The organism is Acinetobacter sp. YH12241, assembly GCF_013417535.1.
Classification (GTDB): domain Bacteria; phylum Pseudomonadota; class Gammaproteobacteria; order Pseudomonadales; family Moraxellaceae; genus Acinetobacter.
This window is the reverse complement of record NZ_VPDQ01000011.1, coordinates 69343-87035: the sequence shown is the minus strand read 5'-3', so window position 1 is coordinate 87035 and position 17693 is coordinate 69343. Positions and strand designations below refer to the sequence as shown.

Annotated in this window: 12 protein-coding genes; 3 read left to right on the top strand and 9 right to left on the bottom strand. The window is 44.0% G+C overall.

Features of this window, described 5'->3' with window-relative positions; genetic code table 11:
- Positions 1-50: 50 nt before the first annotated feature.
- Positions 51-1196, top strand: coding sequence for a hypothetical protein (locus FTV18_RS08610; RefSeq protein ID WP_180017487.1), 1146 nt, complete (start codon positions 51-53; stop codon positions 1194-1196).
- Between the two features lie 70 nt (positions 1197-1266).
- Here the strand turns inward: FTV18_RS08610 and FTV18_RS08605 are convergent, their stop codons facing one another.
- From FTV18_RS08605 to FTV18_RS08580, 6 genes are all read right to left on the bottom strand, one after another.
- Positions 1267-1539 carry a hypothetical protein gene (locus tag FTV18_RS08605; RefSeq protein ID WP_159123438.1) on the bottom strand — a complete coding sequence of 91 codons (273 nt, stop codon included), beginning with the start codon at positions 1537-1539 and terminating at the stop codon, positions 1267-1269.
- A 198-nt stretch (positions 1540-1737) separates the two neighbouring features.
- Positions 1738-3657: a molecular chaperone HtpG gene (gene htpG, locus FTV18_RS08600; protein WP_005232515.1), complete on the bottom strand. Its 1920-nt coding sequence runs from the start codon at positions 3655-3657 to the stop codon at positions 1738-1740.
- Between the two features lie 154 nt (positions 3658-3811).
- Positions 3812-4156 carry a lysozyme inhibitor LprI family protein gene (locus FTV18_RS08595; protein ID WP_166134767.1) on the bottom strand — a complete coding sequence of 115 codons (345 nt, stop codon included), beginning with the start codon at positions 4154-4156 and terminating at the stop codon, positions 3812-3814.
- A gap of 175 nt (positions 4157-4331) precedes the next feature.
- Positions 4332-4967 (bottom strand): OmpW family protein, encoded by a 636-nt coding sequence (locus FTV18_RS08590; protein ID WP_034706934.1) that lies wholly within the window; start codon positions 4965-4967, stop codon positions 4332-4334.
- Between the two features lie 335 nt (positions 4968-5302).
- Complete coding sequence (locus FTV18_RS08585) at positions 5303-6670, bottom strand: Na+/H+ antiporter family protein (RefSeq protein ID WP_159123440.1); 1368 nt, start codon at positions 6668-6670, stop codon at positions 5303-5305.
- Positions 6671-6768: 98 nt separating this feature from the next.
- Positions 6769-7650, bottom strand: coding sequence for an alpha/beta fold hydrolase (locus FTV18_RS08580; RefSeq protein WP_180012050.1), 882 nt, complete (start codon positions 7648-7650; stop codon positions 6769-6771).
- Between the two features lie 117 nt (positions 7651-7767).
- Between FTV18_RS08580 and FTV18_RS08575 the strand changes: the two genes are divergently transcribed.
- Complete coding sequence (locus FTV18_RS08575) at positions 7768-8262, top strand: DUF4442 domain-containing protein (RefSeq protein ID WP_180017489.1); 495 nt, start codon at positions 7768-7770, stop codon at positions 8260-8262.
- Positions 8263-8329: 67 nt separating this feature from the next.
- Here the strand turns inward: FTV18_RS08575 and FTV18_RS08570 are convergent, their stop codons facing one another.
- The 3 genes from FTV18_RS08570 to rpoB all read right to left on the bottom strand — a co-directional run bounded on the left by FTV18_RS08570 (position 8330) and on the right by rpoB (position 17401).
- Positions 8330-8695: a DNA transfer protein p32 gene (locus FTV18_RS08570; protein ID WP_034170980.1), complete on the bottom strand. Its 366-nt coding sequence runs from the start codon at positions 8693-8695 to the stop codon at positions 8330-8332.
- Between the two features lie 260 nt (positions 8696-8955).
- Positions 8956-13155 carry a DNA-directed RNA polymerase subunit beta' gene (rpoC, locus tag FTV18_RS08565; RefSeq protein WP_004781676.1) on the bottom strand — a complete coding sequence of 1400 codons (4200 nt, stop codon included), beginning with the start codon at positions 13153-13155 and terminating at the stop codon, positions 8956-8958.
- A gap of 157 nt (positions 13156-13312) precedes the next feature.
- Positions 13313-17401, bottom strand: coding sequence for a DNA-directed RNA polymerase subunit beta (gene rpoB, locus FTV18_RS08560; RefSeq protein ID WP_180017491.1), 4089 nt, complete (start codon positions 17399-17401; stop codon positions 13313-13315).
- Here rpoB and FTV18_RS08555 point away from each other — a divergent pair.
- Complete coding sequence (locus FTV18_RS08555) at positions 17395-17646, top strand: hypothetical protein (RefSeq protein WP_034170979.1); 252 nt, start codon at positions 17395-17397, stop codon at positions 17644-17646. The two genes, rpoB and FTV18_RS08555, sit on opposite strands and share 7 nt — an antisense overlap.
- Positions 17647-17693: the final 47 nt, after the last annotated feature.

Genomic DNA, 17693 nt, shown 5'->3' with positions numbered 1-17693 from the left:
TTAGAAAACTAGCGCAGTAAATAAAATACGATAAGAGCAAGAATCAACTCATGCGAATAAACCAAATTACTCGAATCTTATTGCTATCACTTGGCGTGGGATTAAGTAGTAGCCCAGTTTGGGCAGAAGCATCTCCTACAGAACCTGCAGAAACAGAACAGCCTACAGGTACAGGTACAGGTACAGGTACAGGTACAGGTACAGGTACAGGTACAGGTATTTTAGATCAGATTCCACGCTTGATCGATGCCACGCCTACGATTTTACCTGAACAGTCAGACGAAGCGATGGTGCCCACCACCGAAGAAACAGAAGATAAATCTTGGGCTGACAAAAAGCAGAAAAGAATCCGTGAATGGGCAGACCGCACCGCACATAAGATTGATAACTGGTTTGGCCAGACCAACCCGGATGAGCCAGCAACTGCGACTTTGCGAATCATCCTGGATAATAGCTGGGACAAATATGAAAACTATGAAATCAAGCCGAGGATTCGAGGAAAAATCAAGCTTCCAACCTTGGAACAAAAGTTAAGTCTGGTCTTTGGTGATGACAGCCTGGATAACGAACTGGATAGCAATGTCGCAATTACCAATGAAAATCCTGGCAATGCCCGGGATAAAAATCTGGATATTCGCCGTACCCGTGAAAACAACAGCTCGTTTGCACTACGCTGGTCAGAATTTTCAAATGGCCTACCTTTCGATAGCGATCTGGATCTGGGGGTACGTTCTGGGGATGATATCTATGTACGGGCCAAAATCAGTAAAGACTGGGCGATGCAGAATGACTTCTCTTTTCATGCCGAACAGATTTATCGCTATGGATTGCAGAGTGAAAATTATTTGCGGACCAACCTGGAACTGATCCATGCTCGTCCCAATGAGGCCTTTTTTTCCAATCAGTTAAGTTTAACCTATGCAGATGAGCAGGAAGACGATTTGACCTGGGACAACTATACCTTCAGACAGCATCAATTTTTCCAGGGCAACCGCTTTAACTATGGCATCTATACGGGCGGCTATCTGGATGATAAAGATTTACGCTTAAATCGCTGGGGACCTTATGTGTCCTGGAGACAGCCTTTCTTACGTGAATGGTTCTTTGTGCAAGGCGACCTGAACTATCTGAATGATGACCGACTGGACCGAAGCCATTATCTGGGTGCGATGGTACGTCTTGAGGCCATTTTCTAAATTTGAACAAATCCGAAACTATAAAAGCCCATAAAATATGGGCTTTTTAATGTCTGAATCCAATAAGTTTTTATTGGCGGTGCTCAACCGTTGTAAAGGCAATTCGATCACTACGAATCATACGTTTTTGCTGCAAAGAAGGCTGTTCCATCTGTGGCATATTCCATACCGCGCGGTCGGTACGCTGCATTCGTTTTACTTTTGGCGCTTCTTTTTTCATGGGTGCCTGAAAACTAATACGATCGCTACGAGTCACTTTTTTGGACTCAGTATCGGCCATTGTGGCTGCGCTCATTGACATCAGAATGACTGTACTCAGACTCATCATCAGTGATTTTTTCATGGGAGAATTCTCTAAACTTAATAATCGTTATTATAAATTAATATATAAAATATTATCTATTTTTCAGATTTAAAACTTAAAGGTATTTTTTTATTCTGGCTATCGCTTTTTTAAATCATTAAAGGGGAATCCAAGTTTTAAGCGCTAAATTCAGAACATAAAAAATCCCTCCGTAGAGGGATTTTTGAAATATAAAAATTAACCCAACAATAGACTGTTAATACGTTTTACATACTCAGCCGGATTTTCTGGTAGACCACCTTCTGCAATCATTGCCTGATCAAAGATCACATTGGCCAGATCATCAAACTGGGCAGAACCTTCCAGTTTTTTCACCAATGGATGTTCCGGGTTAATCTCCAGAATCGGCTTCACATCCGGTACAGGCTGACCTGCATCTTTCAGCATACGGATCAGTTGTGGAGAAAGCTCCCCTTCCCCTGTGACCAGACAGGCTGGTGAATCAACCAGACGAGTCGTTACACGTACTTCTTTGGTTTTGTCTTTCAAAGAATCTGTCAGCTTTTCAACCACAGGTTTGAACTGTTCAGCAGCAGCTTCCAGTGCTTTTTTCTCTTCTGCATCTTGCAGATCACCTAGGTCGACTGCACCCTTAGATACGTTTTGCAATGGGGTACCATCAAACTCATGCACGAAGTTCATTGCCCATTCATCGACGCGTTCTGACATCAGCAATACTTCAATGCCTTTTTTCTTGAATACTTCCAGTTGCGGTGAGTTTTTCGCAGCATTCAGGCTTTCAGCGGTAATGTAGTAAATCGCTTTCTGGCCTTCTTTCATGCGTGCTTTATAGTCTGCCAATGAAGTGCTCACCTCATCATTGGTCGAAGTTGCATAGCGCAGCAGTTTCAAGATGCGTTCGCGATTACCGAAATCTTCACCCAGACCTTCTTTCAGCACCGCACCAAATTCGCGGTAGAAAGTTTTGAAGTTTTCCTGATCTTTTTCATCTTCAGATTTTGCCAGATTATCCAAAGTGGTCAGAATACGGCGAGTGTTACCTTCACGGATGGTTTTCACATCACGGCTTTCCTGCAGCAATTCACGGCTCACATTTAATGGCAGATCGGCACTGTCTACCACGCCCTGTACAAAGCGCAGATAGTTTGGAATCAGGTTATCCGCATCATCCATAATGAAGACACGTTTCACATAGAGCTTGATGCCGGCCTTGGCTTCACGAGTGAAAATATCCTGTGGCGCTTTGCTTGGGATATAAAGTAGCTGGGTGTATTCCGTGCTGCCTTCGACACGATTGTGCGCCCAAGCCAATGGTGCAGCAAAATCATGGGTTAGGTTTTTATAGAATTCGGTATATTGCTCTTCAGTAATCTCAGATTTATTCCGAGTCCACAGTGCGCTGGCCGAGTTAATCGCTTCCCACTCATCGGTCTTCACATATTGACCGCCTTTTGGTGTTTCACCTTCAGCAGCTTCTTCTTCCTGCCAGACTTCTTTTTGCATCTGGATTGGCAGGCTGATGTGATCTGAGTATTTATTGATGATCTGTTTGACTTTATAGCTTTGCAGATAATCCAGTGCATCTTCACGCAGATGCAGGATAATATCGGTACCACGACCTTCTTTAGTGATCTGTTCAACTTCAAATTCACCAGTACCGCCACTGATCCAGCGCACCCCTTCTGAGGTATCCGTACCGGCACGACGTGATTCTACAGTAATCTTGTCAGCCACAATAAAGCCTGAGTAGAAACCGACACCAAACTGGCCAATCAGCTGCGCATCAGCTTTCTGATCACCCGTCAGTTTTGACATAAAGTCTTTGGTCCCTGATTTAGCAATCGTCCCCAGATTTTCAATGGCTTCTTGCTGGCTTAAACCGATCCCGTTATCTGAAATGGTAATAGTTTTATTTTCTGGATCGAGGCTGACACGTACGCGGAGGTCAGGATCATTTTCATAATATTCAGGATGATTAATGCCTTCAAAACGTAATTTGTCACACGCATCTGAAGCATTAGAGATCAATTCACGCAGGAAAATTTCAGGATTTGAATAAAGCGAATGGGTCACGAGGTGCAGTAACTGCGCTACCTCAGCCTGGAAACTGTGTTTTTGTACGCTTAAATCGCTCATGAATCACTCCTATTATTTTAGATACAGATGTTAACTGTTGCCTATATGAATGGAGTGAGTTCAATAATTTTCAATAGCATCAAAATAATTTTTTCGCAAAAAATATTTTTATGGCTTTCATTTTTATCAGTTTAATTGATGGGATGGACAAGACTTAATAAGGCCCCATTTTATAGATACGATCAAAATGCAGATCCAGCTGCTGCTGACGCATGTTATAAACCTGACTCAAGCAGGATATGGATTCCTGGCAACGGTCACGAAACTGCAGCCATTTCACCTGATCGCGTTGAATCACCGAACGTGTTCCCATCGGCACCATACGGCGCAAGATGTTATAGCTGGTACTCATTTTGACATCAGCATCATTCAGCAAACGATGTTCACAAATTGTTTTCTCAGTCGCGGTTGTCGCTTTCTGACAATTAAAACTGGCAGCATAACTCTGTGAAATAAACAGCGTGCTGAAGATCAAAAGACTCTTCGACAAAAAACTCATGCTTTGATCTTCCTTATTATTAAGTCGTATTCAATTAATATTTACTTTATTCGTTTTAATATATTTGAGTATTGCCAATCTGCTCAATTTCAATACGTTATAAATCGTTGTTATTTTGAAAAAAAGCCCCATGCAGGATGAGGCTTTTGGAAAAAATGAACCAAAAAATTGGAGCTTAGAATTTATAGCTATAACCGATCGTATAAACCCAAGGATCGATTCCAAATTCACCTAAATTAATTTTTGTCCCATCAGCAGTCTTTGCTTCCAGATCTGTATCTAAGTCTGCATAACGTGCATCAACAAAGACACCCCAGTTTTTTGCATCCGCTGGCTGGAAGTTAAAGCCGACTTGGCCAGCTACCCCATAAGCAACATCTGCATCAAGCTTTGCTACACCTAATGCGTCTTTTGCAGTTTGGCTAAATTCTTCATCCCATGGAATGAATACTGTAGCACCTACACCGATATATGGAGTAAAGCGGCTTGAATTTTTAAAATTATATTTGGCTGTAATCGTTGGTGGTAGATGTTTTAATGATGCAATTTTCACATCACCCGCCATCTCAACATCATGTTTAAATGGGGTAGCCAATAATAATTCGGCTGAAATATTGTCATTGAAGAAATATTCGACTGAAGGAGTAAAATTGAGTTCGCTACTTGCTTTAGCATCTTCAACTACACCAGGAATCAGGTCAGTTTCCTGAGTAGGCGCTAATACAGAAGCCCCCACTTTCACTTGCCATTGCCCTGCCATCGCAGATGCTGAAAGACCCATTAATGCAATTAGAGCTACTTGCTTTAACATTTTAAAATACCCCCAAGGGAAGAATAATTATTAAGAAAATATTTCTTAATTAATAATAAACATGGCTTAAATTAATATGCAATAGATATTATAAAACTAAATTTTATTTATTACTTAAGTATATGTAATTATTAAATATTTATTTTAAATTGACTATATTGGTTGGTTTTAAATACCCAGTAAATTAATCAGGTTAATATAATAATATTCAGAGTAAAATAATCAGGTTTATATTAATTTTTTATTTAAAAATATATTTTAAATACATCTTATAATTTATTTTAAATCTAGGCAAATCTGCTCCGATTTATATCAGAGCAGATTATAAAAAGGACTTACAGAACCATGGCTGCAATCCAGCCAAAAATGATAAGCGGAATATTAAAATGAATGAAGGTTGGAACCACACTATCCTTCATATGGTCATGCTGACCATCCATATTCAGACCGGATGTTGGGCCTAAAGTTGAATCTGATGCTGGAGAACCGGCATCGCCCAAAGCAGCCGCAGTCCCAATGATCGCAATAGTTGCTGCAGGACTAAAACCAAATTGAATACAGAGCGGTACATAAATAATCGCCAGAATCGGAATGGTAGAGAATGATGAACCGATACCCAAAGTAATCAGCAGACCAATCAACAACATTAAAAAGGCGGCAAGTGCCTGGCTATTACCAATCCAGTCAACCGACGCTTCAACCAGCGCAGGAACCTGTCCTGTTGCCTCAATCACGGCAGCAAAACCTTGCGCGGCAATCATGATAAAGCCAACCAGGGCCATCATACGCATACCGGTGATGATCACATCATCTGCTTCTTTCCATTTAAAGATTCCGGCACAGCTCAAGATTGCGACACCGACCAGACCGGCAAGAATCATCGAATCTGAATAGAGCTGTACCACAAGGGTTGCAATCACCGCGATCGCTGCCATCCAGATGGTCAGTTTGGCAATTTGTGGTTTCGCTGATTTTTGTTCTACACCCAGTTCAGCAGAGATACTTTGCTGCTGTTCCACATGGATATCTTTATAGAGACGCGGCTTACGGTAGCTGATAAACATGGCCACCAGCAAACCCACGAACATACCTGAGACCGGAATCGCCATCGCAGCGGGAATCTGGTCATAAGTAATCTCAAAGCCATAGGGCTTACCAAAGGTATTGATGTTATGGCCCAAAATATCATTCAGGAAGATGGCACCAAAACCGACTGGAACCAACATATATGTTCCCACCAGACCAAAGGTCAGCAGACAGGCCACCAAACGGCGATCCAGCTTCAGATGGTTAAATACCAATAATAACGGTGGAATCAGAACCGGAATAAAGGCGATGTGCACCGGAATCACGTTTTGCGAGAAAACGGCAGCCAATGCGACGGTACAGAAGATCAGATATTTAACCTTGTTCTGTGCCTTTTCTGATGCCTCACCTTTTAAGGTGGTAATCATTTTATAGGCCAGCAAGTCAGGTAAACCGGAACGTGCCAAGGCCAAAGCAAAGGCACCCAGGATGCCATAGGCCAAGGCAATTTTAGCGCCACCGCCCAGACCATTGTTAAATGCGTCTAAAGTTCCCTGGAGGCCAAGACCTGCCAACAAACCACCCGTAACAGCACCAATGACCAGGGCAAAAACCACAGGTACACGTGCCAATGAGAGTCCAAACATGACTCCAATAGCAGCAAGAATTGCGAACATAATGAATTGGGAATGAGAGAAAACGGCTATTTTATCAGAAAATCCGGATAAAAATTCTTCCACTTATCCCTTGCCGAGTCACGTTCCCAATCTCCATATTAAGTAGTTGCTGTTAATTTTTGCTGAATAAAATTATGGATTAGATGAGCCACCTGTTCCGGCTGACTCAAAATCGCCCAGTGATTGGCATTTAACTCTACCCTGGAAAAATCTTCCACCCATTTTGGCATTTCATCAATCAGATCCGGGCCAACAAACTGGTCTTTTTTGAGCACAATTGCCTGTACCGGACAGACCGCAAAACGCTGTCTAGGTCGAGATAAACGCGGCAAAAAGTTCGCCCGATACAGATTGACGCCATATTTTCCATCTTTGACAATATTCTGGTTTAGCGGCAGATTATCCTGCTGTTCCAGCTGGCTGATCATTTTGCCCCAACGTTCTGCATTAAAAAAATTCCATGCAGTAGGCGCTATAAAAGGCAGCTGGAATACCGCGATATACCAAGACTTGGTCATCTGTTTAAAAAACTTGGCCTTATGCTGTTTAAACTGTTCACGCATCCAGAAAGCCGCATGATCCAGACATGGACCTGACATGGTGCTGAAAGACAAAATCCGGCCTTTAAATTTAGGTTCGGTGACCGCTTCCCAAGCCTGGATTGACCCCCAGTCATGAGCCGCGAGGTGGAAAGTTCGTCCCGGCAAGACCTGATCGACCACTTGCTCTAAATCTGCACACAGACGTTCCAGACGATAATCCCGAATTTTCTTGGGAACGCTGGAGTCTCCTGCTCCGCGCACATCATAGGTCACCACAAAATAATCCTGAACAAGGTGAGAAATCACCGCTTCCCAAACATCCTGATGGTCAGGATAACCATGAACCAGCACTAAAGCTGGTTGTTCAGGCTCGCCCCAGGTTTTCACATAGAGACGTTGATGATCGCTGGTATCTACCCACTGGCTATGTCTTTGCATAGATGTATCCTTATTCGCTGATTGACTCTTTTATTGTTGAAATAGGCACGATTTATCAATGCCAGCTTATTTTTGTTGTTCTAGTATGCATACAAGACCAGAAAAAAGAATATCCGCATGAGCCTATTACGAAAAATTCAGCAACTGCCTTTATTATCCAAATTTATCCTGAATCGCTATGCCCCCTATCGTGGAGCAGGCATTGTCATTGATGAAATGGACTTTGCCAATTATCACGTTCGCGTGAAAATGCCACTGACTCGCAAGAATCAGAATATTGTGGGAGTACATTTTGGTGGCAGCCTGTATTCCATGGTCGACCCTTTTTATATGTTATTGCTGATGCATCATCTTGGTCCGAAATACATTGTTTGGGATAAAAGCTCTACCATTCAGTTTCTGGCACCAGGACGCGGAACAGTCTATGCTGACATCCGGATTTCCAGGCAGGAAGTACAAACAGTAAAAGAACTGGCAGCTAACCATAGTCCGGTTTATCGCCAGTATCAGCTTAATATTTATGATGATTCCGGTGTGCGTATCGCTGAGGTACAAAAGACCGTTTATATCCGCCTTAAACAGAGCAAAGGCAAGCCTCGAGAAGCTAAATAACGAAATTGAATAAACTAAAAGCGCCATTGAGGCGCTTTTAAATCGATCTGGAGGATAGTTCTGTCGATTAACGACGACGGTTATTCTGTTCGATCGCTGCACCAGCACCACCACCGATGGCACCACCAATTGCAGCCCCACCTGTACCGCCAAAGATGCTTTTACCCACTGCAGAACCTACAGCACCACCGACACCACTATAGGTCGCATTACGGTTTGAACCACCTTGAGCTTTACTACCGACTGCTGCACCGGCACCACCGCCAACTGCTGCACCAACACCACCACCCACTCTGTTACCTACACCACCACCCACTGCACCACCGAGCGCAGCTGCGCCAATACGCTGATCTTTAGCAGACATATTTTCACAGCCTGCCAACATAAAAGTGGAGATAGTTGCAACAGCCATTACGCTCATTAACTTTTTCATGATCTTGGCCTTCCTTCGTGCTTTGACTTAAGATTAACCTGATTTTAAGGAGCGATTCATAACAAGATGTTAAATCTTGAAACCCTCATGATTTATTTTGTAAAGAGCGCATGAAAGATCATGTTTTATTGATGATTTCTCCATATTTAGGACAAGTAACCACCAGATAATCTGATCTTTTCTAGCGATATAAATATGAATAATTTTAGGAAATAAAAAAGCCACCCGAAGGTGGCTTTTTAAAATGATTTAGCGGCTAATTACAGACCGTTAAATTCATCGCTGAATGCTTGGCTCAACGCCTGGTCTACATCAGAGAAGTCATTGTGCAATTCAAATTCTGCAGCTTCTGCTTCCTGACGACGACGCTCTAAGTGGTAAGCCAGGCCTGTACCCGCTGGGATCAGACGACCTACAACTACGTTTTCTTTCAGACCGCGTAAATCATCTTCTTTACCTGTTACAGCCGCTTCAGTTAACACACGAGTGGTTTCCTGGAACGATGCAGCAGAGATGAACGAGTCAGTAGAAAGCGACGCTTTGGTAATACCCATCAATTGACGTTCAAACTTCGCAGGGAACTTGTTCTGCGCAAGAACAGCTTGGTTCTCTTGCATCACACGGATGTAATCCACTTGTTCACCTTTGATAAAGCTTGTATCGCCACCGTCAGTGATGTCCACTTTACGCAGCATTTGACGTACGATCACTTCAATATGCTTGTCGTTGATTTTTACACCTTGCAGACGGTAAACGTCCTGAACTTCGTTCACGATGTAGTTAGTCAACGCCACTTCACCTTTCAAACGTAAGATGTCATGCGGGTTCTGTGGACCATCAGAAATAGTTTCACCACGGTTCACATGTTCGCCTTCGAACACGTTAATGGTACGCCATTTCGGAATCAGCTCTTCGTAGATCTCAGAACCATCATCCGGAGTAATCACCAGACGGTTTTTACCTTTGGTCTCTTTACCGAAACTTACAACACCTGAAACTTCTGCAAGGATTGCATGTTCTTTCGGTTTACGCGCTTCGAACAAGTCAGCAACACGTGGCAGACCACCGGTAATATCACGAGTACGTGAAGATTCTTGTGGTACACGACCAATTACGTCACCCACACCAATTGTTTCGCCATCACGGACAGAAAGAATAGTGTTTTGTGGCAAGAAGTAGAACTGTTCGCCGCCATCTACTGTGTCAAGCACAACAGCTGGACGTAAATCTTTACCAGAAGCAGGACGTGCTGTTACAGGCAAGATTTCAACAGTGGTCATACCAGTTGCATCATCAGTTTTCGATGTTGCAGTTACACCATCAGCAATCTGGCTGAAGCGAACTTTACCAGCTACTTCTGTTACAAGTGGATGTGTATGCGGATCCCAAGTCGCTACGATACCGCCTGCTTCTACAGCTTCACCATCTTTCAGCAAGATCGACGCACCATATGGCAGTTTGTAACGTTCACGTTCACGGCCTAAGTCATCTGCAATACCGATTTCACCTGAACGTGAAGTTGATACCAAGTGACCTTTGGCATGTTGTACAGTTTTTACGTTATGGAAACGTACAGTACCTTTATTACGGACTTGTACGCTGTTTGCAGCAGAAGTTCGGCTCGCAGCACCACCTACGTGGAAGGTACGCATGGTTAACTGTGTACCCGGCTCACCAATTGACTGAGCAGCCATAACACCCACAGATTCACCTGGGTTTACCAAGTGACCGCGTGCAAGGTCACGACCGTAACATTTCGCACAAACACCGAAAGTAGATTCACAAGATACGACTGAACGTACTTTAACTTCATCAACACCTTGCTCTTCCAGGTAGTTTGCAAGTTTTTCGTCGATCAATGTGTTACGCGGCAGAATAACTTCTTCAGTACCAGCACGTTTCACATCTTCAGCAACTACACGACCTAGTACTCGAGTACCTAGGTTCTCGATCACGTCACCGCCTTGAATGAACGGAGTCATGACAAGACCAGACAACGTACCACAATCCGGCTCAGTGATGACCAAGTCTTGCGCAACGTCTACCAGACGACGAGTCAGGTAACCAGAGTTCGCTGTTTTCAGTGCTGTATCGGCCAAACCTTTACGCGCACCGTGTGTTGAAATGAAGTACTGAAGTACTGTCAAACCTTCACGGAAGTTCGCTTTAATTGGTGTCTCAATGATCGAACCATCCGGTTTCGCCATCAGACCACGCATACCAGCCAACTGACGAATCTGAGCTGCAGAACCACGGGCACCAGAGTCAGACATCATGTAGATGCTGTTGAATGATTTCTGTTTCTCGTCCTCACCCTGTTTGTTCTTAACAGTCGTGAATGACAAGTTATCCATCATCGCTTTCGCTACCTGGTCGTTAGTACGCGCCCAGATATCGACCACTTTGTTATAACGTTCGCCGGCAGTTACGAAACCTTGTTCGAACTGTTGTTCAATTTCACGAACTTCAGCTTCGGCTTTCCCGATAATCGCTTGTTTTTGTGGTGGAATGACCATGTCTTCCATACCTACAGAAACACCAGAACGAGTCGCTTGACGGAAGCCAAGGTACATCAATTGGTCAGCGAAGATAACAGTGTCTTTCAGACCCAGTTTACGGTAGCAAGAGTTGATTAACTTAGAGATGTTCTTTTTAGTCATCTCAACGTTAATTTGCTGGAAGTCCATACCTTCAGGCACAACTTCCCAAAGCAGACAGCGACCAGGAGTTGTATCTACGATAATCGTTTGCTGTTCACGTTCGCCGTTTTCGTTGATCACGGTTTGGTGTACACGTGCTTTCACGCGAGCGTGCATATCCACCTGACCAGTCGCAAGCGCACGGTTCACTTCGTCAGTGTCCGCAAACACCATGCCTTCACCTTTGGCATTTACCGCATCACGAGTGATGTAGTAAAGACCCAAGACAACATCCTGAGACGGTACGATGATTGGCTCACCGTTCGCTGGAGACAGAATGTTGTTGGTCGACATCATTAACGCACGAGCTTCTAACTGAGCTTCAAGTGTTAATGGTACGTGTACCGCCATTTGGTCACCATCGAAGTCGGCGTTGAACGCAGCACATACGAGCGGGTGAAGACGGATCGCTTTACCTTCAATTAGGATAGGTTCGAATGCTTGAAGACCTAGACGGTGAAGTGTTGGCGCACGGTTCAACATCACTGGATGTTGACGAATCACAGATGCTAGAACGTCCCAAACTTCTGGAGTTTCGCGCTCAACCATTTTCTTCGCAGCTTTAATGGTTGTTGCTTGACCAGATGCTTGCAGTTTCGCAAAGATAAATGGCTTGAACAGCTCAAGCGCCATTTTCTTAGGAAGACCACATTGGTGTAAACGCAGGCTTGGACCTACGGTAATTACCGAACGACCAGAGTAATCGACACGTTTACCCAACAAGTTCTGACGGAAACGACCTTGTTTACCTTTGATCATATCTGCCAAAGATTTAAGCGGACGTTTGTTAGAACCAGTAATTGCACGACCACGACGACCGTTATCCAGCAATGCATCTACAGATTCTTGCAACATACGTTTTTCGTTACGTACGATGATGTCTGGAGCCGCAAGGTCAAGAAGACGTTTTAAACGGTTGTTACGGTTGATCACACGACGGTAAAGGTCGTTCAGGTCAGAAGTCGCGAAACGACCACCTTCAAGTGGTACAAGCGGACGAAGATCTGGTGGAAGTACAGGAAGTACGTTCATCACCATCCATTCTGGCTTGTTGTTCGAATCGTTGAATGCTTCCATCAATTTCAGACGTTTAGAGGCTTTTTTAAGCTTAGTTTCTGAAGTTGTGTTAGGGATTTCTTCACGAAGACGCGCAATTTCAGCTTCAAGATCGATATCTTTAAGCAAGTCTTGAACCGCTTCTGCACCCATTTTCGCAGTGAATTCATCACCGTGTTCTTCTAACGCATTGAAGTATTCTTCATCGTTCAGAAGTTGGTATTTCTCAAATGGAGTCATACCTGGGTCAGTTACAACATAAGATTCGAAATACAATACGCGTTCGATATCACGTAGCGTCATATCTAATAAAAGACCGATACGGCTAGGCAATGATTTCAGGAACCAGATGTGCGCAACTGGAGAAGCCAGTTCGATGTGACCCATACGCTCACGACGAACTTTCGCAGTTGTTACTTCAACGCCACATTTTTCACAAATGACGCCTTTGTATTTCATACGCTTGTATTTACCACACAAGCATTCGTAATCTTTTACTGGACCAAAGATTTTGGCACAGAATAAACCGTCACGTTCTGGTTTGAACGTACGGTAGTTAATGGTTTCTGGCTTTTTAACTTCACCATGAGACCACGACTTAATCATTTCTGGTGACGCAAGACCAATACGGATGCGATCAAACTCTACAGGAGCATGACCGTCGGAATCCGTCTTTTTGCGCATGATATCGAGCAAGTCTTTCAATTTTTTTCTCCGTGTGTCGAGGAGATTTTCACTTCCCGACTGGGTCACAAATATTGTTTTTTACTGAAATTCGGGAATCTCAAGAATCCCCCTAAATCCCCCTTTATAAAGGGGGACTTTCTCCCCTCTTTCTTAAAGAGGGGTCGGGGGAGATTTCTTAGTCACCATTTTTCAGTTCAATGTTGATACCTAAAGAACGGATCTCTTTGGTCAATACGTTGAACGATTCAGGCATACCTGGGTCCATATAATGGTTACCATCTACAATGTTCTTATAGATACGGGTACGGCCTTCAACGTCATCCGACTTCACAGTAAGCATTTCTTGAAGCGTATATGCTGCACCGTATGCTTCCAGTGCCCAGACTTCCATCTCACCGAAACGCTGACCACCGAATTGTGCTTTACCACCAAGCGGCTGTTGCGTTACTAGAGAGTAAGAACCAGTAGAACGCGCATGCATCTTGTCGTCAACCAAGTGGTTCAGTTTCAGCATGTACATGTAACCTACAGTTACAGGACGGTCGAAACGTTCACCAGTACGGCCATCATACAATACAGTTTGACCCGTACGTGACAAGCCAGCAAGCTCAAGTAATTCTTTGATCTGACCTTCTTCAGCACCATCAAATACTGGAGTTGCCAGAGGAACACCTTTACGCAAGTTACCAGACAGTTTCAAGATTTCTTCATCAGTCAGGCTGTCAAGATCTTCTTGCTGACCGCCAACCTTATTATAAATCTTGTCTAGGAAATCACGCAGTTCAAGAACTGTACGCTGTTCTTTCAGCATCTTATCGATTTGATCGCCAAGACCTTTAGCAGCCATACCCAAGTGAGTTTCCAGAATCTGACCGACGTTCATACGTGATGGTACACCGAGCGGGTTCAGTACGATATCTACTGGTACACCATTGGCATCGTGCGGCATGTCTTCAACAGGCAGGATGTTAGAAACTACACCCTTGTTACCGTGACGACCCGCCATCTTATCACCAGGCTGGATACGACGTTTAACGGCCAGGTAAACCTTAACAACTTTCAATACGCCAGTTGTCAGTTCGTCACCTGTAGAAAGTTTGCGTTTTTTCTCAGCAAATTTCTCATCAATTTCAAGGCTCTTCTCTTTTAAGAACACTTGAATTTGAGTTAAACGTTCAGCAATTGCTTCATCACTTGGTTGGATATCAAGCAGATCAACCAGCTCTAAACCAGATAACAATTCTTCAGACAGTTTGTCACCGCGTTTAGTAGTACCGCCACCGTTAGATTCCTGACCTTTCAACAGACGGACAATACGTTCGCGTGCTGCTTCTTCGAAGATTTTGTATTCTTCTTTCAAGTCTTTACGGTAAGCATCCAGCTGAGCTTTTTCAATTGCCTGAGCACGTTCGTCTTTCTCAAGACCGTCACGTGTAAACACTTGAACGTCGATCACAGTACCTTTAGTACCCGATGGAACACGTAAAGAAGAGTCTTTTACGTCAGCCGCTTTTTCACCGAAGATTGCACGAAGCAGTTTTTCTTCAGGAGTTAACTGAGTTTCACCTTTAGGCGTTACTTTACCTACCAGGATGTCACCCGCGGTCACTTCAGCACCGATGTAAACGATACCTGACTCGTCCAGTTTAGAAAGCGCTGCTTCACCCACGTTCGGGATATCGGCAGTAATTTCTTCAGCACCCAGTTTGGTATCACGTGCAACACATGAAAGTTCCTGGATGTGAATAGACGTTAAACGGTCTTCTTGAAGAACACGCTCAGATAACAAGATCGAGTCTTCGTAGTTGTAACCGTTCCAAGTCATGAACGCTACACGCATGTTTTGACCCAATGCTAGCTCACCACCATCAGTTGATGGACCGTCAGCCAGAACGTCGCCACGGCCTACTTTATCGCCCAGGTTCACAAGAACTTTCTGGTTGATACAAGTGTTCTGGTTAGAACGTGTGTATTTGATCAGGTTATAGATATCTACACCTGCTTCGCCTGCAACCATTTCGTCTTCGTTGACACGAATCACGACACGCGAAGCGTCAACAAATTCAATACGACCACCACGTTTCGCGATTACACATACACCAGAGTCATGTGCTACGTTCGCTTCCATACCGGTACCAACCAGTGGTTTGTCAGCGATTAACGTAGGAACAGCCTGACGTTGCATGTTCGAACCCATCAATGCACGGTTGGCGTCATCGTGCTCAAGGAACGGAATCAGTGATGCTGCTACAGATACAACCTGTTGAGCAGATACGTCCATATGCGTCACTTTTTCAGGAGGCATACGTACGAATTCACCTTGGTGGCGTACAGAAACGAATTCTTCAGACAGGTTGCCGTCTTTATCTACTGCAGAGTCGGCCTGTGCAATCACAGTACCTACTTCTTCAATCGCAGACAGGTATTCAACGTCATCAGTTACGCGGCCATCAACCACTTTACGGTATGGAGTTTCCAGGAAACCGAAGTTGTTACATTTGGCGTAAACAGACAGAGAGTTGATCAAACCAATGTTTGGACCCTCAGGAGTCTCAATTGGACATACACGACCATAGTGAGTTTGATGTACGTCACGTACTTCGAAGCCCGCACGTTCACGAGTCAAACCACCAGGCCCAAGTGCTGATACACGACGTTTGTGTGTAATTTCAGACAACGGATTGTTTTGGTCCATGAACTGAGACAACTGGCTTGAACCAAAGAATTCTTTGATTGCAGCAGCCACTGGCTTCGCATTGATCAGGTCTTGCGGAGACAGATTATCAGTTTCAGCTTGAGACAAACGTTCTTTAACAGCACGTTCTACACGAACCAGACCTACACGGAATTGGTTCTCAGTCATTTCACCCACAGAACGAACACGACGGTTACCCAAGTGGTCGATATCGTCGACTTCACCTTTACCGTTACGGATTTCTACTAATGTTTTTAATACATCAGTGATATCTTCATTCGAGAGAATGCCTTCAACTTCGCGTGACTTCTGATCAGTACCCACTTCGTAAGGACGACCCAAACGACGGTTGAACTTCATACGGCCGACTGGAGACAGATCATAACGCTCAGAAGAGAAGAACAGGTTGTTGAACAGGTTCTCAGCAGCTTCTTTTGTTGGTGGCTCACCTGGACGCATGACTTTGTAGATTTCTACAAGTGCTTCATCACGGCTTACTGTGGTATCAGCACGTAATGTATCCGCAATGAATGGACCACGGTCGATATCGTTAGTGAACAGGATGTTGAACTGTTTCACGCCGCCTTCTGCAATTTTCACCATAATTTCATGGCTTAGAACAGTATTGGCTGCAATCACATCACCATCTTTCAGTGGGATGTCTTCAGCAGTGATACGTTCGTACAGGTATTCATCAGGAACAGAAAGCTTCTCAAGACCAGATGCTTCCATTTGACGTACATGACGTGCGTTAATACGTTTACCTTGTTCAACAATGACTTTGCCGTCTTTGTCAGCAATGTCGAACTGTGCCATTTCGCCGCGCAGGCGCTCTGGAACAAGGTCAATCTGGTAGCTACCCATGTCCAGATACACAGGTACTTTCTCGTAGAACATGTCGAGAATTTGTTCGTTGGTATAACCCAGCGCACGAAGCACCACAGTCGCAAGCAATTTACGACGACGGTCAATACGTACGTAGACCAGGTCTTTGGCATCGAATTCAAAGTCTAACCATGAACCACGGTAAGGAATGATACGAGCTGAATAAAGGACTTTACCGCTTGAGTGAGTTTTGCCTTTATCGTGGTCAAAAAATACGCCCGGTGAACGGTGCAATTGCGATACGATTACACGCTCGGTACCGTTAATGACGAAAGTACCGTTGTCTGTCATAAGCGGCATTTCGCCCATGTAGACTTCTTGTTCACGTACGTCTTTGATTGATTTAGTTTCGCGATCTTTCAGGATCAAACGAATTTTTACGCGCATTGGTGCTGCATAAGTTGAGCCACGAAGGATACATTCGCGTACATCAAACTCAGGCTTACCAAGACTATACTCAACGAATTCTAAAGCAGCATTGCCAGAATAACTTTCAATAGGAAAAACTGAACGAAATGCGGCTTGGAGACCGATATCTTCGCGGTTTTTTGGTGATTTGCCATCTTGTAAGAATGTTCTGTACGAGTCGACTTGAATCGCGAGCAGGTACGGAGCATCCATGACGCTAGGCAATTTACCAAAATTCTTACGGATCCGTTTCTTTTCGGTATATGAGTATGCCATCTGGAGTCCTCGGAAAGTGTAAACCAAGCCCGCCTGCAGAACGGGCTCAGAAGGAATTACGCTGGCCGATATGGCCACCACTCTTTACAAATGCTGCAATTTTTAGTGGTATTAAAACGCTTAACAATATTTTTTTAATGAAAAATATTGGTAAGCGTTTGTTCATTATGTTTATTTTTAATTTGTATGAATTTTATATCATGCAAACAAAAATCGAGCCGATTATTGTAACGCAAAAAGGCTGATGACCCAAGAGCCATCAGCCAATTTTTGGAGCCGATTATAAAAAAAC